This is a genomic window from Pelomonas cellulosilytica (assembly GCF_021353265.1).
Lineage (GTDB): Bacteria > Pseudomonadota > Gammaproteobacteria > Burkholderiales > Burkholderiaceae_C > Pelomonas > Pelomonas cellulosilytica.
This window is the reverse complement of the sequence record NZ_JAJTWU010000005.1, coordinates 427107-449737: the sequence shown is the minus strand read 5'-3', so window position 1 is coordinate 449737 and position 22631 is coordinate 427107. Positions and strand designations below refer to the sequence as shown.

General features: G+C 69.8%; 23 protein-coding genes. 10 read left to right on the top strand and 13 right to left on the bottom strand.

The features are described from left to right. The 3 genes from LXT13_RS15360 (at window position 1) to LXT13_RS15350 (ending at window position 3441) form a co-directional block, all read left to right on the top strand. Window positions 1-2025, top strand: a complete 2025-nt coding sequence (locus tag LXT13_RS15360) for a preprotein translocase subunit SecA (protein WP_233372832.1) — start codon at window positions 1-3, stop codon at window positions 2023-2025. 92 nt (window positions 2026-2117) lie between these two features. After that, window positions 2118-2933 (top strand): efflux RND transporter periplasmic adaptor subunit, encoded by an 816-nt coding sequence (locus tag LXT13_RS15355; RefSeq protein ID WP_233372831.1) that lies wholly within the window; start codon window positions 2118-2120, stop codon window positions 2931-2933. 16 nt (window positions 2934-2949) lie between these two features. Continuing rightward, window positions 2950-3441, top strand: coding sequence for a hypothetical protein (locus LXT13_RS15350; RefSeq protein ID WP_233372830.1), 492 nt, complete (start codon window positions 2950-2952; stop codon window positions 3439-3441). On the opposite strand, the gene LXT13_RS15345 is transcribed toward LXT13_RS15350, so the two are convergent. From LXT13_RS15345 to LXT13_RS15310, 8 genes are read right to left on the bottom strand one after another with little or no spacing between them, the layout of a single operon-like run. Next, complete coding sequence (locus LXT13_RS15345) at window positions 3425-4894, bottom strand: radical SAM protein (protein ID WP_233372829.1); 1470 nt, start codon at window positions 4892-4894, stop codon at window positions 3425-3427. The two genes, LXT13_RS15350 and LXT13_RS15345, sit on opposite strands and share 17 nt — an antisense overlap. After that, the gene (locus tag LXT13_RS15340) at window positions 4891-5616 is read right to left on the bottom strand and encodes a prolipoprotein diacylglyceryl transferase (protein ID WP_233372828.1); all 726 of its coding nucleotides are present in this window, start codon (window positions 5614-5616) and stop codon (window positions 4891-4893) included. The genes LXT13_RS15345 and LXT13_RS15340 overlap by 4 nt, the downstream gene beginning before the upstream one ends. Further along, window positions 5613-5885 carry a hypothetical protein gene (locus LXT13_RS15335; protein ID WP_233372827.1) on the bottom strand — a complete coding sequence of 91 codons (273 nt, stop codon included), beginning with the start codon at window positions 5883-5885 and terminating at the stop codon, window positions 5613-5615. Before LXT13_RS15335 ends, LXT13_RS15340 begins: the two co-directional genes overlap by 4 nt. Continuing rightward, on the bottom strand, window positions 5882-6130 hold the full coding sequence (locus LXT13_RS15330; protein ID WP_233372826.1) for a hypothetical protein: 249 nt from the start codon (window positions 6128-6130) through the stop codon (window positions 5882-5884). The genes LXT13_RS15335 and LXT13_RS15330 overlap by 4 nt, the downstream gene beginning before the upstream one ends. A gap of 5 nt (window positions 6131-6135) precedes the next feature. After that, window positions 6136-8034 carry an MFS transporter gene (locus LXT13_RS15325; protein WP_233372825.1) on the bottom strand — a complete coding sequence of 633 codons (1899 nt, stop codon included), beginning with the start codon at window positions 8032-8034 and terminating at the stop codon, window positions 6136-6138. After that, window positions 8031-8828 carry a DUF2145 domain-containing protein gene (locus LXT13_RS15320; protein ID WP_233372824.1) on the bottom strand — a complete coding sequence of 266 codons (798 nt, stop codon included), beginning with the start codon at window positions 8826-8828 and terminating at the stop codon, window positions 8031-8033. Before LXT13_RS15320 ends, LXT13_RS15325 begins: the two co-directional genes overlap by 4 nt. Beyond that, window positions 8825-9265 carry a hypothetical protein gene (locus LXT13_RS15315; RefSeq protein WP_233372823.1) on the bottom strand — a complete coding sequence of 147 codons (441 nt, stop codon included), beginning with the start codon at window positions 9263-9265 and terminating at the stop codon, window positions 8825-8827. The genes LXT13_RS15320 and LXT13_RS15315 overlap by 4 nt, the downstream gene beginning before the upstream one ends. Window positions 9266-9280: 15 nt before the next feature. Then, entirely contained in the window at window positions 9281-9748 is a 468-nt protein-coding gene (locus tag LXT13_RS15310) for a YiaA/YiaB family inner membrane protein (RefSeq protein ID WP_233372822.1), read from the bottom strand. Between the two features lie 184 nt (window positions 9749-9932). On the opposite strand from LXT13_RS15310, the gene LXT13_RS15305 reads away from it, so the two are divergent. Beyond that, on the top strand, window positions 9933-10691 hold the full coding sequence (locus LXT13_RS15305) for a helix-turn-helix domain-containing protein (protein WP_233372821.1): 759 nt from the start codon (window positions 9933-9935) through the stop codon (window positions 10689-10691). 22 nt (window positions 10692-10713) lie between these two features. Here LXT13_RS15305 and LXT13_RS15300 read toward each other — a convergent pair whose 3' ends face one another. Together LXT13_RS15300 and LXT13_RS15295 are read right to left on the bottom strand one after the other, a co-directional pair. Next, window positions 10714-13419: a carboxypeptidase regulatory-like domain-containing protein gene (locus tag LXT13_RS15300; RefSeq protein ID WP_233372820.1), complete on the bottom strand. Its 2706-nt coding sequence runs from the start codon at window positions 13417-13419 to the stop codon at window positions 10714-10716. A 142-nt stretch (window positions 13420-13561) separates the two neighbouring features. Then, on the bottom strand, window positions 13562-14245 hold the full coding sequence (locus LXT13_RS15295; protein ID WP_233372819.1) for a CAAX prenyl protease-related protein: 684 nt from the start codon (window positions 14243-14245) through the stop codon (window positions 13562-13564). 123 nt (window positions 14246-14368) lie between these two features. Between LXT13_RS15295 and LXT13_RS15290 the strand changes: the two genes are divergently transcribed. The 4 genes from LXT13_RS15290 to fdxA all read left to right on the top strand — a co-directional run bounded on the left by LXT13_RS15290 (window position 14369) and on the right by fdxA (window position 17277). After that, complete coding sequence (locus LXT13_RS15290) at window positions 14369-15457, top strand: oxidoreductase (protein ID WP_233372818.1); 1089 nt, start codon at window positions 14369-14371, stop codon at window positions 15455-15457. Between the two features lie 2 nt (window positions 15458-15459). After that, a complete protein-coding gene (locus tag LXT13_RS15285) occupies window positions 15460-15915 on the top strand; it encodes a hypothetical protein (protein WP_233372817.1) in 456 nt (151 codons plus the stop codon). Between the two features lie 461 nt (window positions 15916-16376). Continuing rightward, window positions 16377-16880 carry a DUF4259 domain-containing protein gene (locus LXT13_RS28980; RefSeq protein WP_419964677.1) on the top strand — a complete coding sequence of 168 codons (504 nt, stop codon included), beginning with the start codon at window positions 16377-16379 and terminating at the stop codon, window positions 16878-16880. A gap of 61 nt (window positions 16881-16941) precedes the next feature. Next, window positions 16942-17277, top strand: a complete 336-nt coding sequence (gene fdxA, locus LXT13_RS15280) for a ferredoxin FdxA (protein WP_233372816.1) — start codon at window positions 16942-16944, stop codon at window positions 17275-17277. A 62-nt stretch (window positions 17278-17339) separates the two neighbouring features. On the opposite strand, the gene LXT13_RS15275 is transcribed toward fdxA, so the two are convergent. Both LXT13_RS15275 and LXT13_RS15270 read right to left on the bottom strand, forming a co-directional pair. After that, window positions 17340-18455 (bottom strand): YbdK family carboxylate-amine ligase, encoded by a 1116-nt coding sequence (locus LXT13_RS15275; RefSeq protein WP_233372815.1) that lies wholly within the window; start codon window positions 18453-18455, stop codon window positions 17340-17342. Beyond that, entirely contained in the window at window positions 18452-19705 is a 1254-nt protein-coding gene (locus tag LXT13_RS15270) for a cation:proton antiporter (protein WP_233372814.1), read from the bottom strand. The genes LXT13_RS15275 and LXT13_RS15270 overlap by 4 nt, the downstream gene beginning before the upstream one ends. Before the next feature lie 99 nt (window positions 19706-19804). On the opposite strand from LXT13_RS15270, the gene LXT13_RS15265 reads away from it, so the two are divergent. Together LXT13_RS15265 and LXT13_RS15260 are read left to right on the top strand one after the other, a co-directional pair. Continuing rightward, window positions 19805-20371 carry an MOSC domain-containing protein gene (locus LXT13_RS15265; RefSeq protein ID WP_233372813.1) on the top strand — a complete coding sequence of 189 codons (567 nt, stop codon included), beginning with the start codon at window positions 19805-19807 and terminating at the stop codon, window positions 20369-20371. After that, complete coding sequence (locus LXT13_RS15260; protein ID WP_233372812.1) at window positions 20371-21501, top strand: right-handed parallel beta-helix repeat-containing protein; 1131 nt, start codon at window positions 20371-20373, stop codon at window positions 21499-21501. The genes LXT13_RS15265 and LXT13_RS15260 overlap by 1 nt, the downstream gene beginning before the upstream one ends. Before the next feature lie 48 nt (window positions 21502-21549). On the opposite strand, the gene LXT13_RS15255 is transcribed toward LXT13_RS15260, so the two are convergent. Beyond that, a complete protein-coding gene (locus LXT13_RS15255) occupies window positions 21550-22629 on the bottom strand; it encodes an alkene reductase (protein WP_233372811.1) in 1080 nt (359 codons plus the stop codon). Window positions 22630-22631 lie beyond the last annotated feature (2 nt).

Sequence of the window (22631 nt, the reverse complement as noted above, 5' to 3'; positions counted from 1 at the left end):
GTGAGTGAAGCCACCGTCACACGCCCGAGCGCCGCCATGGCCGACCTGCGCTGGCTGCGCGCCCTCGCCGGGCCCGAGTTCCGCCGTGCCGACACGCTGCGCGACGAGCGCGGCGCTGAGACCGACGCGAAACTGGAACGTTGGCTGCGCGACGTGACGGGCTGGCTGCCGGTGCGCAGCGAGTCGGCCGCGAGCATCGCCGCGCTGAACGCCGCCATCGCGGCCCTGCCGCTGCGCGAGGCAAGCGACGCCGAAGTGGCCGGCCGCCTCGCCGCGGCGATGGCCGCGCTACGCGCCCGTGCGGACGATGCCGTCGCACTGGCCAAGGCGCTCGGCAGCGTGGGCGAAGCCGCACGCCGCACGCTGGGCCTGTGGCCACACGCGGTGCAGTTCGCCGGCGCGCGGCTGCTGATCACCGGGCGCCTGGCCGAGATGCGCACCGGCGAAGGCAAGACACTGGTGGCGGCGCTGGCGGCGACCGTCATGGCCGCCAGCGGCGCACGCGTGCACGTCGTCAGCACGAACGACTACCTAGCCGAGCGCGACTACGAGGAGATGGCGCCGCTGTTCGCGTTCTTCGGACTCTCGGCCGGTTTCGTCAAAGGCGGCATGGAGCCGGATGAGCGTCGCAAGGCCTACCGCCATGCCATCTGCTACGTCAGCGGCAAGGAGCTGGTGTTCGACTACCTGAAGGACCGTCTGGCCGGCCACGGCCTGCTCCCTGGCCGCGTGGCGGGCGTGCGCGGCTTCGTGCGTGGCGAGGCGAGCGAGCCGCTCATTCCGGCCTTGCATTTCGCCATCGTCGACGAGGCCGACAGCGTGCTTATCGACGAGGCCCGCACGCCGATGATCATTTCGCAGGAGGCCGAAGGCCTGCACGAGCCGGCGCTGCTGGCCTGGGCCATCCAGGCCGCACGCGGCCTGCGCGCGGGCGAGCATTACGCGCTGAACCTGGCGAACCGCGAGGTCGAGCTGACCGCCGTCGCGCTGGACGTCTGCCCGCCGCTGCCCGAGGGAGTGCGCCCGGTCTGGCGCGCGCGCCCCTGGCGGGAGCAGCTGCTGCGTCAGGCGCTCGCGGCGCTGCATTTCTACGAGCGCGACCAGCACTACATCCTCGCACCGGGCGAGAAGCCCGAAGAGGGCCTGAAAGTGCAGATCGTCGACGAGAGCACCGGTCGCGTGATGCCCGACCGCAGCTGGGAGCAGGGCCTGCACCAGCTCATCGAGGCCAAGGAAGGCGTGCCGCTGACGGCCGGCCGCGACACGCTGGCGCGCATGACCTTCCAGCGCTTCTTCCGCCGCTACTACCTGCTGGCGGGCCTCACTGGCACCGCCGCCGAGGCCGCCACCGAGCTGTGGGCGACCTACCGGCTGCGCGTGCGCCGGCTTCCGACGAACCGGTCCATTCAGCGCCACGAGCTGCCGCCGCGCTGCTTTGCCGATGCCGCCACCAAATGGCAGGCTGTGGCCGACGAGGCCATCGCGGCCGCCGCCCGCGGCCAGGCCGTTCTGGTGGGCACGCGCAGCGTGGAAGCCAGCGAGGCGGTCGCGGCGGTGTTCGCCGCCCGCGGCGTCGAGGCCGTCGTGCTCAATGCGCGGCAGGACGCCGAGGAAGCATCCATCGTGGCGCGCGCGGGCGGCACGGGCCGCATCACCATCGCCACCAACATGGCCGGCCGCGGCACGGACATCAAGCCCGACGCGACGGCGCTGGCGGCGGGCGGCCTGCACGTGATCCTGACCGAGTACCACGAGTCCCCGCGGGTGGACCGCCAGCTCTTCGGCCGCAGCGGCCGCCAGGGCCAGCCCGGAACCGTGCGGGCGATGGTGGCGGCCGACGACCCGCTGTTCAAGACGCTGCCCGGCCCGCTGCGCGCCGCGCTCACCCAGGGCCGTGGCCTGACACTGGCCGTGCGCCTGGCCCAGCGCGATTCCGAACGCCGCGCCTGGCAGGCCCGCAAGCAAACCCTCCGCCAGGATCGCGAGTTGCACCGCATCATCGGCATTGCCGGCTCCACATCATGACTCACCCCCTACGCGCTCCGCGCGCCCCCTCAAGGGGGCACTGCCAGTGGCCCGGCAAAGCCGGTTCCACGGCAGTCGCGCGATCCGTCGCCGTGTCGCGTCGCGACAGGCTCTTCCTCACGATGCTGATGAGCGTCACGTCCTGCGCGTTCGCCCAGGATTACGACTGCATGATCGAGCCCAACCAGACGGTGGAGATCCGCAGCCCCGTCGTCGGCATCCTGGAGCGGGTGCATGCCGGTCGCGGCGAGGCCATCCGCCAGGGCCAGGTGCTCGTCAGCATCGAAAGCAGCGTGGAGGCGAGCGCCGCCGAGTCCGCCAGGGCGCGGGCCGAGGCGCAGGGCCAGGCCGAGCAATCGCGCGCCAAGGTGACCGCACTGCGCGAGAAAGCCCGGCGGCTGCAGGATCTGCTGGCCGAGGAGTTCGTCTCCGCCCAGGCGGTGGAGGATGCGCAGGCCGAGCTGAAGCTGGCCGAGGCCGAACTGAAGACCGCGACCGAGAACAACCAGATCGCCCGGCTGGACCACCGCCAGGCGGTGGACCAGCTGCGCCGCCGCCAGATCCTCGCGCCGTTCAGCGGGGTCGTCGTGGACCAGTACCTCTACCCCGGCGCGCTGATGGACAGCAGCGACACGAAGAAGCCGGTGCTGAAGATCGCGCAGACGAACCCGCTGAAAGTGCAGGCGCTGCTGCCGGTCAAGGCCTTCACGCAAGTCAGGGCCGGCCAGATCGTCACCGTGACGCCCGAGACGCCGTTCGCCGACAAGCCCATCCGCGCCAAGGTGCGCACGGTGGACCGCGTGGTGGACGCCGCGGCCGGCACCTTCGGCATCGTGGCCGAGATCGACAACGCCAAGGGTGAACTTCCGGCAGGGTTACGCTGCCGGGTCAAACTGCAGGCTCCGTGATTCCGCTGGGAGCCTGATGCTCAAGACCCTGCTCGCCCCGCTGCGCTGGCTCCTCCGGGTCGTCCTGGCGCTGCTCATCCTCTTCGAGGAATGGGGCTGGGAGCCGCTGCGCCGCGTGTTCGCGCTGCTGGCGCGGCTGCCGGTCATCCGGCAGGTCGAGGCGCTGCTGAAGCGCCTGCCGCCGCGCTGGGCCGTGGTCGTGCTGGTGCTGCCCAGCCTGCTGATCCTGCCGATCAAGCTCGCCGCGGTGTGGCTGGTGGCCAAGGGCCACGCCCTGCTGGGCGTGGGTGTCATCATCGCCGCCAAGCTGTTTGGCACGGCGCTGCTGGCGTGGCTGTTCCAGCTGATCCAGCCGGCGCTGATGCAGCTGGCCTGGTTTGCACGTGTCTACGAGCGCTGGACGCGCTGGAAGGCCGAGCTGCTGGCGTGGGTGCGAAGCAGCGCGGTGTGGCGCACCGCGCGGGCGATCAAGCTGCGTCTAAAGCGCCTGTTCAGGCGGGGACGATAGCCAGCGACGGCCTGGCGACCCGCAGCCGCTGCTCGCGCTGCGCATCGATCTCGGCGCGGATGGCCGCCAGCGCCTGCTGCCGCTCGTCGCGGTAGAACAGGTTGTAGGACTCGAACGGAATGAGCCGGCCGTCCGGCCGCGCGATGTGGATGCAGCTCTTCTTCAGCGAGCGGATGTCCAGCGACTGCGCATCCATGAACTGCACGATGAGCACGCGGAACACGTCGCGGTAGCTGAGCTGCGGCGCGACGATCTTCGGCAGGCAGCACAGCAGCTCGGACAGGCAGTTGGCACCGCTCTCCGGCGAGTGGTTGGTGGAGAACAGCTTGAACACGGCTGCCTTCAGCGCCGGGTCACCCTCAAAGACGATGGTGCTGCGGTCGCCGGACAGCAGCGTGGCGGGGTCCAGGTAGCGCGTCAGCGGCACGAGGCCGCTCTTGGCATCCTGGCTGCGGATGGCATAGGCCATCGCCAGCGTGTCGGGGTTGCACGGCACGGGCAGCACGTCGGCCGGTGTGAAGACGCCACTCTGCTCGGCAATGCGGCGGCGCAGCTCGCTCACCGTGAGGCGGTGCTTCGCGGCGTCGTAGGCCTCCACGCGGCCGGCGTTCTGGATGGGCTGCAGCGTCACGCCGCGCACGCATGAAAACGACTGGCCGTGGCGGATCACGTCGCCGATCTCGTCGTCGTTGACGCCGCGCTTGACCGTCATCACCAGCGTGGTGGACAGCCCCAGCGCCTCCAGCCGCGACAGCGCCTCGTCGTGCGGCCGGCGCAGGTCGGCGCCGCGCAAGTCCATCAGCGCGTCCCGCTTGAGCGAGTCGAACTGCAGGTAGACCTCCAGGCCCGGCGCGTAGCTGGCCAGCCGCTCGGCGAAGGCCGCGTCCTGCGCGAGGCGCAGCCCGTTGGTGTTGACCATCAGGTGCTTGATGGGGCGCGCCTTGGCCGCGTCGAGGATGTCGAAGAACTGCGGGTGCAGCGTGGGCTCGCCGCCGCTGAGCTGCACGACATCAGCCTCGCCCTCGCTGGCGACGATGGCTTCCAGCATCGCGATCACCTCGTTCAGCGAGCGATGCGTCAGCCGCTCAGGTCCGGAGGCCGCGTAGCAGGTGGGACAGCGCAGGTTGCAGTGGTCGCTGATCTCGACGATGGACAGACAGCTGTGCTGCATATGGTCGGGGCACAGCCCGCAGTCATAGGGGCAGCCGTAGGCCATCGGCGTGGCGAAGCGCTGCGGCATCTCGGGCGGCTTCACGTACACCTCGCGGCACAGGCGGTAGTAGTCAGCGTCGTCGCTGACGAGCACGCGCTCGGTGCCATGCGCGGGGCACCACTTGTCCATGAAGACCTGGCCGTCCTTGATGACGATCTTGGCCTCGACGGGCCGCAGGCAGGTGGTGCAGACCGACTGCGTCGTGTCGTAGAACAGGTAGGGGCGGACTTTGCGGGTCATGCGGTTTGGCGCGTGGCGCGCCGCGTGAGGGGCAGGTAGACGGCGAGGGCCGCGAGGCAGGTCCACTGAATGCCGGACAGGCCTAGCGGGTACGCGACGGGCACGGGCTTGAGAAACTCGACGGCAAAGCGCCACAGCAGGTAGGCGTTCAGGAACAACTTGAACGCGAGGCCTGGCGTCGCGAAGCGCGAACGGCTCAGCGCCCAGCCGAGCGGCAGCACGACGGCGATCTCGTAGAGCTGCGTGGGATGGCGCGAGATGCCATCGCCAAAATCCACGCCCCACGACAACGAGGTCGGCAGGCCGTAGGTGTCGTCATGCAAGCCGGCGAGGAAGCAGCCGATGCGGCCGATGGCCAGGCCCACCGCGATGGGCCAGACCATCGCATCGCCGGTGCTGCGCGTCTGGCCGGTGAGCTTCTTCGCGATCTCCACGCCGATGAGACCCCCGAGCAGGCCGCCGACGATGCTCTGGCCGGGCCACACCGGCTGGCCCCGCCACATCTCCAGCGCCACGTCGGGCCGCTCGATGAGGAAGACGCCCTTGTTGCCTAAGGCGGCGCCAAGCAGCAGGCCCACCAGCACGGCGAAGTTGCCGGGCGCCAGTGCGCCGCCCGTGGGCTGGCCCCGGAGCGTGGCGCGCCACATCGCAGCGCCCAGGGCCATGCCGGCCCAGGCAAAGCCGCTATGCGCCCAGGCGGCCTGGTCGGCGGAGAGGGTCATGCATCATCGGCTGGCGGCGCCGTACGCGTCAGACGCCATAGCATCCACCCGGCCCACGCGGCCACCGCGCCACCGATCAGCAGGCTGGGCACGGCAATGACGAGCGCCGCGCCGGAGTAGTTCTCGATGCCCCCGGCGAACAGGCCGGGCAGCGACATGACGGTGAAGGCCGCGCCGCACAGGCCCATAGCGCCAAAGCCGAGCGTGGCGATGGCGAGGACGGCGATGCCGAGGAAGCGCCAAAGGCGGCCGGGGGTCTCCTGGGTCATGCGGGGTCCTTCCTGGAAGTGCGCCGTGCGAGCAGCGCGTTGAGCTTGTTGACAAAGAACCGGGCCATGAAGAAGCCGCAAATGGCGCTGGGCACCGAGGTGACCAGCAGGCCGAGCGATTGCGCCCCGCCGCGCATGAACACCGCCGGCACGACTGCGACCGTCATGATCCCGCCGCACAGGCCCATGGCACCGAAGCCCAGCAAGCCGATCAGCAGCACGACGATGAGCAGAGCGCGCGCCACGGCGTTCAAGCTTGCGGCGGCGTGAGTAGGCGTGCCACGCGGTCGCGCAACTCCTCCGGCGTCACCGCCTCGGGCCTCAGCGGCTCGCCAACGGTCAATGACACCGGGCTCCACACCCCACGCCGCAGTGGCTTGACCATGGCCTTGCCGCCCTCCACCCGCGAGAAGAAGCTGCCCCACAGGTTGCCCAGCGCCATCGGGATGACGGGCACGTCGGGGCGGCCTTCGAGCAGCTTCATGACGCCACCCTTGAACGGCTGCAGCGTGCCGTCTCGCGTGATGCCGCCTTCGGGGAAGATGCAGACCATCTCGCCATCATCCAGCACGGCGCGGGCAGCGGTAAAGGCGGCCTCATACGTGGCCTGGTCGGTCTTGGCCGGCGCGATGGGGATGGCCTTGGCAAGGTTGAACATCCAGCCCAACACCGGTGTCTTGAAGATCTGGTGGTCCATCAGGAAGCGGATGGGCCGCGGGCTCGCGGCCATCAGCAGCACGGCGTCGACGAAGCTCACGTGGTTGCACACCAGCACGGCCGGGCCGGTCGTCGGCAGGCGCTCGTCATGGTGGATGCGGAAACGGTAGACCAGCCGCGTCAGGATGAACGCCACGAAGCGCAACAGGTACTCCGGCACGATGAGGAAGATGTAGGCCGCCACGACGGCATTGGCGATGCCAACCGCCAGGAAGATTTGCGGGATCGTGAGGCCGGCGCCGAGCATCGCGCCGGCGATGACGGAGCTGGCGATCATGAAGATCGCATTCAGGATGTTGTTGGCCGCGATGATGCGCGCGCGGTGCGTGGGCTTTGCGCGCAGCTGGATCAGCGCGTACATCGGCACGCTGTAGAGGCCAGCGAAGAGTGCCAGAAGGGCCAGGTCGGCCAGCACACGCCAGTGGGCGTGCACCGCGAGGAAGGTGCTGACGCTGTAGGGCTCGGCAGCCGGCAGGCCGGTCGCGGCGAAGTACAGGTCGATGGCGAACACGCTCATGCCGATGGCGCCCAGCGGCACTAGGCCTATCTCGACCTGCCGCTTGGACAGCATCTCGCACAGCAGCGAGCCGATGCCGATGCCGATGGAGAACACCGCGAGCAGCAGCGAGGCCACCTGCGGGCTGCCGTGCAGCACCTCCTTCGCGAACGCGGGGAAGTTGCTGAGGAACACCGCGCCGAAGAACCACATCCACGAGATGCCCAGCAAGGAGCGGAACACTGCCAGCCCCTCATGCGCGAGCTTGAGGTTGCGCCAGGTCTCGGTGAAGGGGTTCCAGTTGATGACGAGGTGCGGGTCGGTCGACGGGCTGGGCGGGATGCCCTGCGCCGTTGCGCGGCCCAGCACGGCCAGAAGAAGGCAGGCCCAGGCCACGTGTTGCGGGCCGACGACGGGCGTGTCGACGAGGATGCCGCCCGCCAGCTGGCCCAGCAGGATGGCCACGAACGTGCCCATCTCCACCATGCCGTTGCCGCCGGTCAGCTCGCGTTCGTTCAGCTGCTGCGGCATGTAGGCGTACTTGACGGGGCCGAACAGCGTGGAGTGCAGGCCCATCAGGAAGACGCAGCCCAGCAGCGCCGGCACGCTCGTCGTGTAGAAGCCCCAGGCGGCGATGGCCATGAAGGCGATCTCCAGGCTCTTGACGAGCTGCATCAGCCGCGCCTTGTCGTGCTTGTCGGCCAGCTGGCCGCTGGTGGCCGAGAACAGCACGTAGGGCAGGATGAACAGCGCGCCGATGACAAGGCCTGCCATCTTGGGCTCCAGCCAGTTGAGCTGCAGCTGGTAAGTCACCATCAGCGTGAACGCGAACTTGAAGACGTTGTCGTTCGCGGCGCCGAGGAACTGTGTCCAGAAGAAGGGCGCGAAACGGCGCTGGCCCAGCAGGGCGAACTGGTTCGGATGCTCGTGGCTCATGGCGTGTTCAATGCGCGTTCAGGCGTGACCGGCTGCGGAGTGTCGGCCAGACCCGCGCGAGGCAGCCACACAAACATCGAGTCCACGGTGACCGTGTCGATGTGGCTGCTGAAGCGGCGGGCGCTCGGATGATCGTCGAAGGCGATGTTGGCGCGGGTGAGCCGGCCGCCCAGCCGTGTCAGCGTGGATAGGTGCAGGTCGGTAGGCTCGTAGCCCCGGTCCTTGAGCCAGTCCTGCGCAGCCCGGCGGCTGACCACGCCGGGCGCCGCCGCCGCGGCCAGCGTCTCCAGCGCCCACTGGTTGCTCTGCTGGTAGGTCGTGCCGAAGGCGTAGGCCACCATGCTGTAGCGGCGCTCATGCAGGCGCGAGGCCCGCGCGTTGTCGGTCAGCACCGGCAGCAGCGCCTGCTGCAGCGCGGGCTTCAGCACGACGTAGGCGGCGGCGTAGCGGAACGGGTTGTCCAGGAAGAACTCGCCCAGGCCCTGACGGAAGAGCTCGGCATGGTCGGTGCCGCACTGGTTGAGCTTGTGCACCACGCGCCAGACACCGGCCTGCGGGTCCTTGTAGGCGAAGCCCAGGTGCGACCACTGCAGGCCGTACTTCGACAGATCCTGCCCCGCACGGGCCAGCAGAACGACCTGCGCGCCGCTTGCGTCCAGCTGCCGAGCCGTGGCCTGCGCAAGGTTCAATCCCTGCACGACCTGGCGCACGGTGAGCGGCTTGTCTTCGCAGCTGCGGCCGGCGTGGGCCGCGGTCGCGATGACCAGCGCCGCAGCGACGAGGCAGCACTTCAACGGCTCACCCGCTCGTTGTGGAGCAGCGCCTTGCCGATCTCGTTCGGGATGAAGGCGATGACCTCGCCTGCCGCCGAAAGCACGGCACCGGTGCCGATGACCGACACCGTCACCGCCGCGCCCGCGGAGATGACGACGCCCTCGGCCAGCTTGCCGGCGACCTTGACGCTGAGGCGCGCACCGTCGGACGCACGCTCCAGCACCCAGACCGTAGCACCGCCGACGACCTCCACGCTGACGACGGTCAGCGTCACGCCGGCCGAGAACAGGCCCACGGGGACGGCGCTCAACGCCACGCCGGTGGCACTGACCGCGCCGACCGACAGCGCCACCGGCGCCAGTGACAGCGCCGTGCTGGCCTCGGACGGGTCGTTGTGGGCCCGGGCCGGCAGGGCCAGGGCCAGGGACAGTGCACTCAGGACGAACAGGTGTTTCATGGACAGCTCTCCCAGTTACTGGGCGTCGCCCTGCGTCTGCATCGCCTCGCGGCGGCCTTGCAGGCGGGCGTCCGCCATGTCGGCCTCGTGCGCGTCGCGCAGCATCTTGGCCAGGGTGAAGACGTTGGAGATCAGGTACAGCCAGCAGACGCCCAGGTACGCCTTCCACACCGGCTGGATCTCCATGCGCCACAGGCCCCAGGCGGTCAGGGCCATGGCGAGCGCGAAGCCGCTCCAGACAACGAGACGCCACATCGGCGTGTCGACCCGGCGATCCTGGTTGTCGCGGATGAACTTGACCAGCGCGAAGGCCGTGGACAGGCAGAACACATAGCCCATCACCATGAAGGCCCGGTCCAGGTCTTGACCCGGCAGCCACGCCAGGCCCGAGCCACACAGCATGACGCTGAGCCCGAAGGACACCCAGACCTGCAGGCGCCAGGCACCGGTGTCGCGATGGATGAGGGTGGAGGCGGGGCGCATTGAAATGACTCCCTGTCGGTGCTGTTTGAACGGCCGCGATGTTGCGCGATGCCCGGGCCAGCGAACTCGGGAATAGTTCCGAGGCGCACCGCGAGCGCCGGCCGGTAGCAGCTCGCGCTACCGAATTGCCGATTTCCACAGCCAAGGCGCGTCTGCGGCGCGTCATGCGCTACCGTTCGCACCCATGTCGAGCACCCAATCCCTCGTGGCCCTCATCAAGGCTGAACTGAAGGCTCAGGGCCTAAGCTACGCAGCGTTGGCACAGGCGCTGGGCCTGTCGGAGTCCAGCGTGAAGCGCATGCTGGCGCCGGGCGGCGAGATGCCGCTGTCACGCGTGGACGAGATCTGCCGCGTGCTGAAGCTGGAGTTCGCTGAGCTGGCCGGCCGCCTGGCCAACCAGGCGCCGGCACAGCGCGAGCTGAGCCTGGCGCAGGAGCAGGCGGTCGTGGCCGACCCCAAACTGCTGCTGGTGGCCATCTGCTGCCTGAGCCTTTGGACACTGGAGGACGTGCTGGCGCGCTACCGCCTCAGCGAGGCGGATGCCGTCGCGGCGCTGGCCAAGCTGGACCGGCTGGGCGTCATCGAGCTCCGCCCGCACAACCGCTACCGGCTCAAGGTGGCCAAGACGCTGCGCTGGCGGCCGCAGGGGCCGGTGATGCAGTTCTTCCGCGAGCGCGTCATGGCCGACTTCTTTGCCGGCGGCTTCGACGGCGAGGGCGAACTGCTGACGCTGGTGCACGGCGAGTTCGGCGCCAGACATGCGCGCGAGCTGGCCGTGCGGCTGCAGCGAACGGCTGACGACTTCGCCCGCCAGCACCTGCTGGACCAGAAGCTGCCAGCCGCCGAGAAGCGGCCGTACAGCGTCGTCATTGGGTTGCGGTCCTGGGTGTTTGAGGCGTTTCGGGACCTGGAACGCTCGGGGCTCGGGCGGCGGCGCGGCTGACGACGCACCACCGCCCGTGGCATCAACGCCGCGCGCTCGCGCTCCCGCGCGGGGCGGCGAACGGCTGCACGCGGCCATTGACCTCGATCTGCAGGCTGCCGTTGGCAAAGTAAAGCCGGCCGACCTGCGTGCCGTTGCTGCTCAGCGTGATCTCGCCGCTGCCGCCGGCAAGCCCGCCGTTGGTGCCGCCGAAGGTCAGCGTCAGTGCGCCCTGGGCCAGGTAGGGCGTGCTACCCACGCTAAAGGCGAAGCTGTTGTAGCTGACGCGCGTGCCGGTCGGCACACCGTCGCTGAGGCGCGTCGTCGAGCCCACCGACAGGCCGCCGCCGGCCAGCGTGGCGCGCAGGCCCAGCAGGTTGTTGGCAATGCTGGAGCCGGCCGTCGGCGTCAGCGCGGCGCTCTGCGTAAGGCTGGTGCCGTCCTGACTGCCGGTCAGCGTGACGGTCGCGCCGCCGTCGACCGTGTAGTCGCTGTCGCCGGCCACATCCGCCATGCGCAGGCTGGACAGCGTGACGGTCGCGCTGCCGTTGACCGGCGCGCTCAGGCTGCTCAGGCGGTAGTCGGCCGTACCGCTGCCGTTGTAGCGGGTGCCGTCGCTGACGCAGTCGGTGAAGCGCGTGGCCAGCACGCCGTTCGCAGGCAGCGCCTGGCCCACGGTGACGGCCGCGCCGCCCAGCGTCGCGCTGACGCTGCCGGTCTGGCAGACGGCACTGGCAGCGAGCACGAGGCCGTTGTCGTCGGCCACCTCCAGCGGCGCGCCGACGGCCTGCAGCCAGACGCTGCCGGCACCCAGCAGGCGCATCAGGTTGGCCTGCTCGGTGTCGTTGCCGGCCGGCTTGACGGTCAGCAGCGCGGTGCTGCTGACCACCTCGCCCTGCGAGTTGCTCAGCTTGACGCTGAACAGCGCGCCGTCGTCGCCCGCCGCGAGTGCCGGCGTCGTGTACGTCTGGCCGGTCGCACCGGCGATGACCGCACCGTTCTTCAGCCATTGGTAGGTGGGCGCGGGGTTGCCGTTGCCCAACACGAGGAAGGTGGCCGTCTGGCCCACCGTCGCCGTGACGGCGACCGGCTGCGCGGTGATGACCGGCGCGGCCGGCACGGTGCCGGTGACGCTCAGCAGCGCCGGGGCGCTGGTGGCGCTGCCGTAGGCGTTGCGCACCACGACGCGGTACAGCGCGCCCTGGTCGGCCAGCGCCAGCGCGGGCGTCGTGTACGCCGCCGCCGTCGCGCCGGCGATGTCCACGCCATTGCGCTGCCACTGGTAGGTCAGTGGCGCACTGCCGACGACGGTGACGGCGAAGCTGGCCGTCTCGCCAACGCGGGCGCTGGCATCGCGCGGCTGTTCCGTGACAACGGGCAGCGTCGCCGGGTTGACGTGCAGCACCGCGGCGCCGCTGGTGACCTGGCCTTGGCTGTTGCGCACGACGACCGTGTAGCGAGCGCCGTCATCGGCCAGCGCGGCGTAGAAGCTCAGTGTGTCGAAGGTCTCGCCCGGCATGTCGACGCCGTTGCGCTGCCACTGGTAGCGCAGCGCGCCGCCGCTGGCACTGACACGGAAGTAGACGAACTGGCCGGCCACGACCGTGCGGTCCACCGGCGACGTAACAATCTGCGGCGCGGCCGCATCGGCCAGCACCAGGCAGTTGGGCAGCGTGATGTCGGTGGCCGACGGGCCGACGGTGATCGTCGGCGTGGAGCGCTGGTCCAGCGTGGCGAGCAGCTCGGCCAGCGAGTTCTTGCGAATCGGCACGCGGAACTTGCCGTTCGTGTCCGTCACGTCGTAGCTCATGCCGGAGTAGTCGATGCCCGAGGTCTGCACAAGGGCCCACGCGGCCGGCTTGCCGGCGCTGTCGTTGACGCAGCCGTTGACGAAGATGGTGTCCGTCTCGATGTCAGCGTTCCAGCTGCTGAAGTGGCTGACGGTACCTTCGTAGTAGCTGCCCGCGGCCGTGACCCTCAGCGTGGCCTGGCCCTCTTGCACCCATTGGCCGGTCGTCTCGTCCAGGTGGAACAGCGGCACGGTGGCCGGCGGCGCGGCCGAGCGCGTGGCCAGCGGGATGCGGATCGTGGCCGTCGTGCCGGCCTTAAGGTTGACCTTGTTGCCGCCTGCGTCGCGCAGGTCCACCGTGATCGCGCCGAAGCTCTCGATCGCGCGGCCCGTGCTGGCGACATAGCGGCCAGGCATCGCGCCGGGGTTACGCGCGGGGTCGATGACGCTGAGCCGCGCGCTGAGCGTGCCGGTAGCGGCCGTGCTGCTGCCGTCGACGACGAAGCCGTTGGCCGGCAGGTCCACCGCGGCCAGCGAGTTGGCGACGCTCAGCGTCCCGGGCGTGGCGGCGTTGAAGGTCTGCGCGGCGCCGGCGGCGACGAGGCGCTGCGTGATCTGCGTGGTTTGGTTGGCCGCCACGGGCAGCGGCCGCACGACGTCGAGGTGGCCATCGGCCTGGATGCGCAGCACGACGCTGGCGGCGGGTGCCAGGCCGCCGAGCGTGAAGCGGCCCTGTGCATCGCTGGTGGCGGTGGCGCCGGCGGCCGTGATGCGGGCACCGGCGACGGGGCTGGCATCGGCGGCGCTTAGCACCTGGCCGGTGATCTGGCCGGTGGTGACGGGCGCCGGGGGCTCCGGCGTTGGCGGGTTGCTGCTGCTGCCACCGCCGCAGCCGATCAATGAGAGCGCCACACAGGCGCTGGCAAAAGCGCCACGCAGGCGCTGAACGACGATGGGCATGGGTCTCCCTGGAAACTGCATGGACTCGGGCGTTGTGTGGCCCGTCGCGGCTCCGCGGATGCAGAGCGGGCGGCAGTGTAGGAAGCGCGCGGCGTCGCCCCCAGGGTTGTCCCCTAGAACCACAGGCCCCGCGACCGGGGGGTCACCAAAATTCCCAGCGCCCCGTTGTCACGACCCACACGCCCAGCAGCCCGTTCGTCACGGCATGGGCGATGACGGCCGTCCACAGCTTGCCGGTGCGGCGGTACAGCAGCGCATAGGCCAGCCCCGCGATGATGGCCGCCAGCCATAGCGTGTGCGCCAGCGTGAAGACGAAGGTGGACAGCACGACGGCCTTCAGGCCCACGGTCTGCGGGTCCACGCGCTCGAAGCCCGGGTGCTGGATCCAGCGCATCAGGAACGAGCGCCAGAACAGCTCCTCCATGACCGGCACGACGAGTGCCGCCCCCGTCAGCCGCAATGCGATCAATGGCCAGATGGGCTGGCCGGCCGCGTCCAGCGGCACGAAGGTGGCCGTGGCGGTGCCGAGCTGCATCCATGGAGCGTCCAGCCGCACCCACACCGCGAAGACGGCGATGCCGACGACGACGGCCCAGCCGGCCTCGCGCGCGTCGGGCAGCGTCTGCCGCACCAGCTCGCCATAACCGCGCCAGTACCAAGCCAGCAGGCCCGCCACGACGAGCGCCTGGACGCCGTAGATCCAGCGGGCATCGAGACCGAGGTCGGCCGGCAAGTAGCCGCGCAGCGCGAGCAGGGCCATGAAGACGGCGAAGGGAATGCTGCGGGCGAGGGCGGCGGGGCTGAGGGCGGGCGGGGCGGCAGGCATGGTCGTCGGCCAGCTTAGCGGCGGCCCATGACAGCCCCACGGCCGGCTGCCCCCTAAGGCGGGGCCCTCCCCCCGAGGCGCAGGGTCGGCAGCCGGCCGCCGATTCACGGGACACTCGCGGACATGACGACGCCGCCAAGCCGCTCCGACCTGCACCCTTCCGCGGCCCCGCTGCGCGCCGGCCTCATCGGCTTCGGCTATGCCGGCGCCACCTTCCACGCGCCGCTGATCCGCGCCACGCCCGGCCTGTCGCTCACCGCCGTCGCCAGCAGCGACGCCGGCAAGGTGGCGCGGGCGCTGGGGCCCGACGTGGCCGTCTGCGCGGCCGACGCGCTCATCGCCCGCGACGACATCGACCTCGTCGTCATCGCCAGCCCCAACCGCACGCACCATCCGCTGGCGCGGCAGGCGCTGGAGGCCGGCCGCCACGTCGTCATCGACAAGCCGTTCGCGCTCGACGCTCAAGAGGCAGCCGGGCTTGTGGCGCTGGCCGAGCGCCAGGGCCGGCTGCTGAGCGTCTTCCACAACCGCCGCTGGGACAGCGACTTCCTCGCGCTGCGCCGGCTGCTGGCGGACGGCCGCGTGGGCCGGCCCGTCGAGCTGGCGTCGCACTTCGACCGCTTCCGCCCCGCCGTGCGCGACCGCTGGCGCGAGCGCGACGAACCTGGCGCCGGCCTGTGGATGGACCTCGGCCCGCATCTGCTGGACCAGACCGTGCAGCTGTTCGGCCCGCCCGCCGCGCTGACGCTGGACCGCGTGCGCGCCCGCGACGGCGCGCCGGTGGACGACGGCTTCACCGCCCGGCTGCGCTGGGCCGGTGGGCCCTACGACGGCCTGCGCGTGACGCTCGCCGCCAGCATGCTTGCCGCTGCGCCGCGGCCGCGCTTCTTGCTGTATGGCACGGCCGGCAGCTGGCAGGTCGAGGGGCTGGACGGCCAGGAGGCCGACCTGAAGAGCGGCGCCCGTGCACCCTGCGCCGCTGATTGGGGTCTGGAGGCGCGGCATGCACGGCTTTTCACTGGCGATGACGCTCCCGTCCAACCCGAGCCGCTGCCGCGCGGTGACTACCCGGCCTACTACGACGGTCTGCGCGACGCGCTGCTCGGACACGGCCAGCCACCGGTCTCCGCGCATGAAGCGCTGGCCGTGCAGCGGCTGCTGGACGCCGGCGTGGCCAGCGACGCGAGCCGCCAGGAAGTGGCGTTAGCCTGATCGTGACCGAAACCACGCCCCGCGCCGGAAACTGCGCCGGCCTGCGCCGCAGGCCGGCGGAAGCGGTGCTTTTCGACAGCGGCGGTGGCCGGTGCCGGACTATCTTGCAGGCCATGCCGCACCGCCGCTCCCGCCCCAGTCCGCTACCCAGCTTCGGGCCACGCCGCATCCGCCGTGATCACGAGGCCGACCGCCTGGTGCTCGACGAGCCCGTCCCCTGCGACGGGCGCCCGGTGCCGGTTGCTCTGGAGCAGCTGGAGCGCTTCTCCGCGCTGATGGCCTCCCAGGGCTGGCCGGCGCATGTCTCGCGGCTGGCGTATGACCGGATCTACGCTGGCGAGCGCTTCGGCTTTGCGAAGCGTGTGGGCCGGGGGGAGTTGCCGGGGTTGGCGCGAGCGTTGGTCGCGGCGTGGCGGGCGAGTCGCTGCGTGCCGCCGCGCAATGCCCCAAAGGCCTAGAGGCCACCCGGTACCATGCTGCATGGGCTCGAAACACTCACTTTGGCAAGCCAATTGGCAGATTGATCAACTGGAAGGCCTCGCCTTGCACGACACAGGCTTGAGAGTTCGCCTGAACAACGGGGTCGGAGTTGCCGAGAACGCAGCTGAAGTCGCTCAAGCCATGGAGCCACAGCACGGCGCGCACAACGCGAGCGCTATGGTGCAACGCCTAGTCCGAGAAGGGGAGCAACTCCTCATTGATCCAAACTCTCGCGGCTGGCGCGGCAAGGATCGCAGAGAGTGAGCTGGTTGGGCGAGTCAAGCGCCGGCGCGAAGCCACTGATGCCTAACGCGTTCAAGCCCCGACCCGCTACGGCAAGCCCTGAAAGGCCCGGCGGCGCCATAGCAAGTACCGTCGCCGCCGCCCTGCCTTACAAGGCTCGCCTCTGCGGTTGGGGTTCACTCGAACGTTGAGCCGCATGGTTACCCGACGCTTCGCCATCGCTGCCCTCTCCATCTTGACTGCTTCTCCTTCCTACGCTGGAGCCTGGGGTCCGGGGAGCTTCGAGAACGATGGTGCGTTGGACTGGATCATTGATTTCGCACGAGCACCCTCTGTGGAGTTTGTTCGCTCGTCATTGGAACGAGCGTTGGCAGATGGAGTGATAGATAGTCTCCACGGTCAAGCCGCGCTTGCCGCTGCCGAAGTCGTCGCAAGCGGCGTCACCAGCTCTACGCAACTCCTTCCCGCCGAGATTCAACAACCGGCGGCCGCTATCGCGGCAAACGTTAAGCAGCTAGCTCCGCTGGCCACTAAGGCCGTAAGGAGCGTCGCCAGTCAGGATTCAGAGCTAAGGCATCTTTGGGGTGAGCGGCAGGAGTCGAACGCGCGCTGGCACGCGCAGGTTGAGGACCTCCTTCGCCGTTTGTCATCACATGCGGCCCAACCTCTCATTGCACCAGGTGGCAGTGTCAGCCGGTGAATTCGTTAGGCGCTTGAGGGAACCGCCAAAGGGAATCCAAGGTCGAGAGGAATAAGAATCAATGCCATTCGTCGTCACCGAGTCCTGCATCAAGTGCAAGTACACAGACTGCGTGAACGTCTGTCCGATGGAATGCTTCGTAGAAGGTCCGAATTTCATGGTGATCGATCCAGCCGAATGCATCGATTGCTCGGTCTGTGTTCCTGAGTGCCCCGTTGGTGCCATCGTCAATGCCAACGAGATTCCGGAAGAACAAGCCGCGTTTGTAGAAATCAATGCGCAACTGGCCAAAGATCCGAGCTGGAAGCAAATCACTCGCTCAAGGTCACCGCTCGCAGATCATGAAGCTTGGGTCGGCGTTCCTGGCAAGCTGGCGCATCTGCAGCTCAATTGGTAGCCGTCACCTGATGCGCTAACTTGGAAGCCACCTCGAGCGCAGGCGCGAGTGTCCCGCCTCCCTTACCCATGCCACCGCCGCGTCGCCCGCCGGACGACCTCGGGCAGCAGGTGGTTCTCCTCCTCGATGCGCCGCAGCCACGCCGCGTCGTTGCCCACGCCGTGGATCTCCCGCCGCAGGTATTGCAGCGCCGCCTCGGCGCGCAGGTCAGCGGCGTGCGGGTCGAGCCGGCTCAGCACCTGGTCCAGGTCGTCGCGCAGCACGCGGTGCTCGCCGGTCTCCGGGTCCACGAAGGTGCCGTCCAGCCCGAAGCGGCAGGCCTGGAAGCGGTTGAAGGTGTAAGGCAGGTAGTCGTCCTCGCTGAGCGTGAACGGCTTCGCGACGGTGATCCAGCGCGCCAGGCACTGGATGAAGCCGGCGATGGCGGCCGCCTTCTCGATGGTCAGCGGCGTGTCCAGCACGCGGACCTCGATGGTGCCGAACTCGGGCTTGGGCCGGATGTCCCAGTAGAAGTCCTTCATGCCCGCGACGACGCCGGTGCGCGTCATCTTGGTGAAGTAGCGCTCGAACTCGCTCCAGGTCTGAACGAACGGCGCGCGGCCCGACAGCGGGAAGGCGAAAACCGAGTTCAGCCGCGCCGAGTCGAAGCCCGTGTCCTCGCCCTGCACGAATGGCGACGAGGCCGCGAGCGCGATCAGGTGCGGGATGAAGCGGCTCATGCCGTGCAACAGCACCAGGGCCTCGTCGGCGCTTGGGCAACCGATGTGCACGTGCTGGCCGAAGATCGTGAATTGCTTGGACAGGTAGCCGTACAGCGACGACAGCTCGTGAAAGCGCGGCGTCTCAAAGATGCGCTGGCGCTTCCAGTGCTGGAAGGGGTGGGTGCCGCCGCCGCACAGACTCACGTCCAGCCGCTCGGCGCAGTCCACCAGCGCATCGCGGATCTGGCCCAGCTCCGACAGCACCTGGTTAAAGCCCGTGCAGACGCCGGTCGACAGCTCGATCATGCTGCTGGTGATCTCCGGCGTGATGTTGCCGGGGATGCTGTGCGTCTTCACCAGCCGCAGCAGGTCGCCGGAGACGGGCGCGAGGTCGTAGTCATCGTTGTTGACGATCTGCAGTTCCAGCTCGACGCCCAGCGTCAGCGGCTGTGAGGTGGAGAAGATGCCCAGGCTCATTCGCCGGCCTCCTGTTTGTTGCGTCGCACACGCCGGGGCGCCGGCGGCAGCTCGCCCGCGTACCGCAGCGCGAACTGGACCGCGATGGGCCCGATGAGTTCCAGCACCGCGATGCTGGCCAGGATGATGGGCACGGCGCCTGCGGCAAGCTCGGGCTCGCCGCGCATCAGCTCGCTGAGCATGACCAGCGCCGTGCCGGACAGCGGCGTCATCGTGATGGACAGCGCCAGGCCCTGGCGCCAGCTGGCCTTGGCCCAGGGCGCGAACGCGTTGATGGCCAGCGTCTTGGCGATAAAGCGCGCCGCCATCAGCGCCAGCGCGGCGAAGCCGCCGGCCACCAGCACCGCGGGCGACCAGGCCGAACCGACGATGACGAACAGCATCAGCACCAGCGCGCCGCCCGACGTGCCGAAGTGACGCGGCCACACCCACGGCCGCTCGCTGGTGTTGCGCAGCAGCAGGCCGGCCAGCAGCGGCATCAGCAGCGTGGACACGCCGATGGCGCGCGCCGCGACGATGGCGAAGGCGACCAGCCCGAACAGCAGCAGCGCTGCGCTCTCGTTGCGCAGATCCAGCCGCCGCGCGGCCAGGTAGGTGCCGCCCGCCAGCAGCGCGGCCACGCCCAGCGTCGTCAGCAGCGAGATGGCCAGACCCGCCAGCGCCTGCGGCAGGCTGCCGCCGTCGTCGGCTGCCCACCAGGTGCGCATCAGCGTGAGCGCCACCACTGCGTAGAAGGTGTTCAGCGCGGTCAGCAGCTGCGCGCGCTGCGTGACCTGGCCCTCGGCGCCCAGCTCCAGCGACACACGGCCAGACACGGCCGCCGGTGCCGGCATGGCCAGGATGGCGCAAGCCACGGCAGCGGCCCAGTTCACATCGAATAGCCGCAGCACCGCCGCCACGGCGACGGCACTCAACAGCGCCTCGGCCAAGCTGGTGGCCAGCAGCCCCGGGTTGCGCCGCAGCCAGCGCAGGTTCACGCGGCTGCCAATCTCGAACAGCAGCAGGCCCAGCGCCAGGTCGGTCACCGTCTGCGCGGCGCCGGACAGCGGCAGCGCCACTCCGTGTCCGACGGAGGCGGCCAGGCAGCCGGCCAGCGTGTAGCCCACCACGCGCGGCAGCCGCGTCGTCGCGGCAATGAATTCGCCCGCCAGCGCGCCGGCCAGCAGCACACCAACGACGAACATCAACTCGCTGGATGGCGTGACGGCGAGGCCCGCCCACACCCGGGCGCCACTGTCGAGTGCAGTCATGCGCTCTCCCTTGAAATGCTTAGCCGGGCGAGCCTAGACGTCCCATGGATGTCGCCTTGTAGGCGAACACGCCGAAATAACTCTCGCAGAATGCGGGGCATGCAGCTGCTCAGCGTGAACACCGCCGCCGTCGAACGCTTCGTCGCGACCGACGGCCAGTCCCTCCACTCCGCCATCCGTAAGCGCGCCCGCGAGGGCAGCGTCGCCGTGCAGCCGCTGGGGCTGGCGGGCGACGCGCAGGCCGATCTCAGCGTGCACGGCGGGCTGTCCAAGGCCATTTACGCCTACCCGCACGAGCACTACGCCTTCTGGACGACCGTGCGCCAGCAGGCCCGCGTGACCGGCGCGCTGCAGCCGGGCGACATGGGCGAGAACCTGACGATCATGGGCCTGCTGGAGACGCGCGTGTGGATCGGCGACGTGCTGCGCTTCGGCGACTGCGAGCTGGTCGTCTCCGAGCCCCGCCAGCCCTGCTTCAAGTTCAACGCCCACATGGGCTTCAACCAGGCCTCCAAGTTGATGGCGCAGAGCGGCTACTGCGGCTTCTACCTGGCCGTGCGGCGCGAGGGCACGTTGGCTGCCGGCGAGGACTTCGAGCTGCTGCCGGGCCCGCGCGAGGTGGGCATTGCCGAGCTGTTCAAAGCCAAGATGAGGAAGAGTTCATGATGCAGCGCCGCCAACTGCTGGCCACTGCCGCACTGCTGCCCGCCTTGAGCCACGCCGGGCCAGCAATGAAGGTCGGCCCGCAACGCGCCATCCGCTCTCTGGCCGCCGCAGCACGCGAGGCCCGTGACGGTAGCGTGATCGAAGTCGACGCCGGCGACTACGTCGCCGACGTGGCCAGCTGGCCGCAGCACGACCTGACGCTGCGCGCGGTGGGCGGACGGGTGCGCGTCATCGCCAACGGCGCCCATGCGCAGGGCAAGGGGCTGTTCGTGACGAGCGGCCGGCGCCAGCGCATCGAGGGCTTCGACTTCATCGGCTGCACGGTGCCCGACCGCAACGGCGCCGGTATCCGACTGGACGCGGGCTCGCTGACGCTGGTGGACTGCGCGTTCCGCGACAACGAGAACGGCCTGCTGGCTTCCAACGAGGCCAGCGCCGAGCTCGACATCATCGACTGCGACTTCGGCCCCATCCTGCTGCGCGACGGCCTCACGCACAACCTCTACGTCGGCGCCATCCAGCGGCTGGCCGTCACGGGCAGCTATTTCCACGGCGGCCTGCTGGGCCACCTGCTGAAGAGCCGCGCAGCCGTCAATCACATCCTCTACAACCGGCTGACCGACGAGATCGGTGGCCGGGCGAGCTACGAGCTGGAGTTCCCCAACGGCGGCATCGCCATCGTCATGGGCAACCTCATCATGCAGGCCTCCACGACGGAGAACCCGCACGTGATCTCCTTCGGCGTGGAGGGCCCGCGTGGCGGCCGGCATGCGCTCCACCTCGTCAACAACACGCTGGTGGACCAGCGGCCCAGCGGCGGCATCTGGCTGCGCGTGACGCCGCCGCGCACCGAGGTGACGCTGGCCAACAATCTGCTGGTCGGCGCGCCCAAGCTGGCGGCCGACGCCTACTGGACGCGGCACGCGAACTTCGCCGCCGACTGGGACGAGTTCGTGCGCCCGCAGCGCGAGGACTTCCGACTCAAGCCCGAGTCGTCACTGCGCGGCAAGGCGCAGGACGCCGGCGAGGCCGAGGGCCTGAAGCTCACGCCGACGCGCGAGTACCGGCACCCGCACACCAGCGTGGCGCTCGGCGGGCCCACACGCCATCCCGGCGCGTTCCAGACCTGAAGCCGCCGGCCGGGCACCCGGCCGGTGATGCCCTGGCCAGTCTCGCGGCTACGCCACCGCCGTCGGATAGTCCGTGTAACCCTCGGCGCCGCCGCCGTACAGCGTCTCCTTGTGCAGCTCGGCCCAGGGCAGGTTGTCGCGCAGGCGGTCCACCAGGTCGGGGTTGCTGATGAACGGCCGGCCGATAGACACCGCGTCGGCCCGGCCGCTGGCGACGGCGTCCAGCGCCATCGTGCGGTCGAAACCGTTGTTGGCGATGTAGGGGCCGTTGAAGCGGCGGCGCAGCTCGGCGTAGTCGAACGGCGCGTTGTCGCGCGGGCCGCCGGTCGCGCCTTCGACGACCTCCAGGAAGGCCAGCTTCAGCGGTGCGAGGCGGTCGGCCACGTGGTTGAACAGGGCCTGCGGGTCGCTATCCTGGCCGATGTCGTTGCTCGGCGTCACGGGCGACAGCCGCAGCGACGTGCGGCCGGGCCCGATGGCCTCGGCCACGGCCGTCATCACCTCGATGAGCAGCCGCGCACGGTTCTCGATGGAGCCGCCGTAGGCATCGGTGCGGTCGTTGGTGCTGTCGCGCAGGAACTGCTCCAGCAGGTAGCCGTTGGCGCTGTGCACCTCGACGCCGTCGAATCCGGCGGCGATGGCGTTGCGCGCGGCCTGCGCATAGTCGGCCACCAGCTGCGGCAGCTCGTCGGTGCGCAAGGCGCGCGGCGTGTCGGTCGGCACCAGCTCGCCGTGGGCGGCATAGGTGCGCGTCTTCGCGGCGCGAGCCGTGGAGGACACCGGCGACTGGCCGCCCGGCTGCAGACGGTTCACCGAAATGCGGCCCACATGCCACAGCTGCACGACGATCCTGCCGCCCTCGGCATGCACGGCGTCGGTCACGCGCTTCCATGCGGCGATCTGCTCGGGCGTGTGGATACCGGGCGTGTCGAAATAGCCCTGGCCGTCGGGGCGGATCTGCGTCGCCTCGGTCAGGATGAGGCCGGCACCGGCACGCTGGCGGTAGTACTCGACGTGCAGGTCGCCCGGCGTCTGCTGCACCGCGCGGTTGCGCGTCAGCGGCGCCATGACGACGCGGTTGGCGAGCTCGATGTCGCCGAAGCGGGCGGGGTCGAAAAGAGTGGTCATTG

Coding starts and splice junctions, on each gene's coding strand:
- LXT13_RS15350 (WP_233372830.1), top strand. CDS start 2,950: ATGCTCAAGACCCTGCTCGCCCCGCTGCGCTGGCTCCTCCGGGTCGTC.
- LXT13_RS15345 (WP_233372829.1), bottom strand. CDS start 4,894: ATGACCCGCAAAGTCCGCCCCTACCTGTTCTACGACACGACGCAGTCG.
- LXT13_RS15340 (WP_233372828.1), bottom strand. CDS start 5,616: ATGACCCTCTCCGCCGACCAGGCCGCCTGGGCGCATAGCGGCTTTGCC.
- LXT13_RS15335 (WP_233372827.1), bottom strand. CDS start 5,885: ATGACCCAGGAGACCCCCGGCCGCCTTTGGCGCTTCCTCGGCATCGCC.
- LXT13_RS15325 (WP_233372825.1), bottom strand. CDS start 8,034: ATGAGCCACGAGCATCCGAACCAGTTCGCCCTGCTGGGCCAGCGCCGT.
- LXT13_RS15315 (WP_233372823.1), bottom strand. CDS start 9,265: ATGAAACACCTGTTCGTCCTGAGTGCACTGTCCCTGGCCCTGGCCCTG.
- LXT13_RS15310 (WP_233372822.1), bottom strand. CDS start 9,748: ATGCGCCCCGCCTCCACCCTCATCCATCGCGACACCGGTGCCTGGCGC.
- LXT13_RS15305 (WP_233372821.1), top strand. CDS start 9,933: ATGTCGAGCACCCAATCCCTCGTGGCCCTCATCAAGGCTGAACTGAAG.
- LXT13_RS15300 (WP_233372820.1), bottom strand. CDS start 13,419: ATGCCCATCGTCGTTCAGCGCCTGCGTGGCGCTTTTGCCAGCGCCTGT.
- LXT13_RS15295 (WP_233372819.1), bottom strand. CDS start 14,245: ATGCCTGCCGCCCCGCCCGCCCTCAGCCCCGCCGCCCTCGCCCGCAGC.
- LXT13_RS15290 (WP_233372818.1), top strand. CDS start 14,369: ATGACGACGCCGCCAAGCCGCTCCGACCTGCACCCTTCCGCGGCCCCG.
- LXT13_RS28980 (WP_419964677.1), top strand. CDS start 16,377: ATGGTTACCCGACGCTTCGCCATCGCTGCCCTCTCCATCTTGACTGCT.
- fdxA (WP_233372816.1), top strand. CDS start 16,942: ATGCCATTCGTCGTCACCGAGTCCTGCATCAAGTGCAAGTACACAGAC.
- LXT13_RS15275 (WP_233372815.1), bottom strand. CDS start 18,455: ATGAGCCTGGGCATCTTCTCCACCTCACAGCCGCTGACGCTGGGCGTC.
- LXT13_RS15270 (WP_233372814.1), bottom strand. CDS start 19,705: ATGACTGCACTCGACAGTGGCGCCCGGGTGTGGGCGGGCCTCGCCGTC.
- LXT13_RS15265 (WP_233372813.1), top strand. CDS start 19,805: ATGCAGCTGCTCAGCGTGAACACCGCCGCCGTCGAACGCTTCGTCGCG.
- LXT13_RS15260 (WP_233372812.1), top strand. CDS start 20,371: ATGCAGCGCCGCCAACTGCTGGCCACTGCCGCACTGCTGCCCGCCTTG.
- LXT13_RS15255 (WP_233372811.1), bottom strand. CDS start 22,629: ATGACCACTCTTTTCGACCCCGCCCGCTTCGGCGACATCGAGCTCGCC.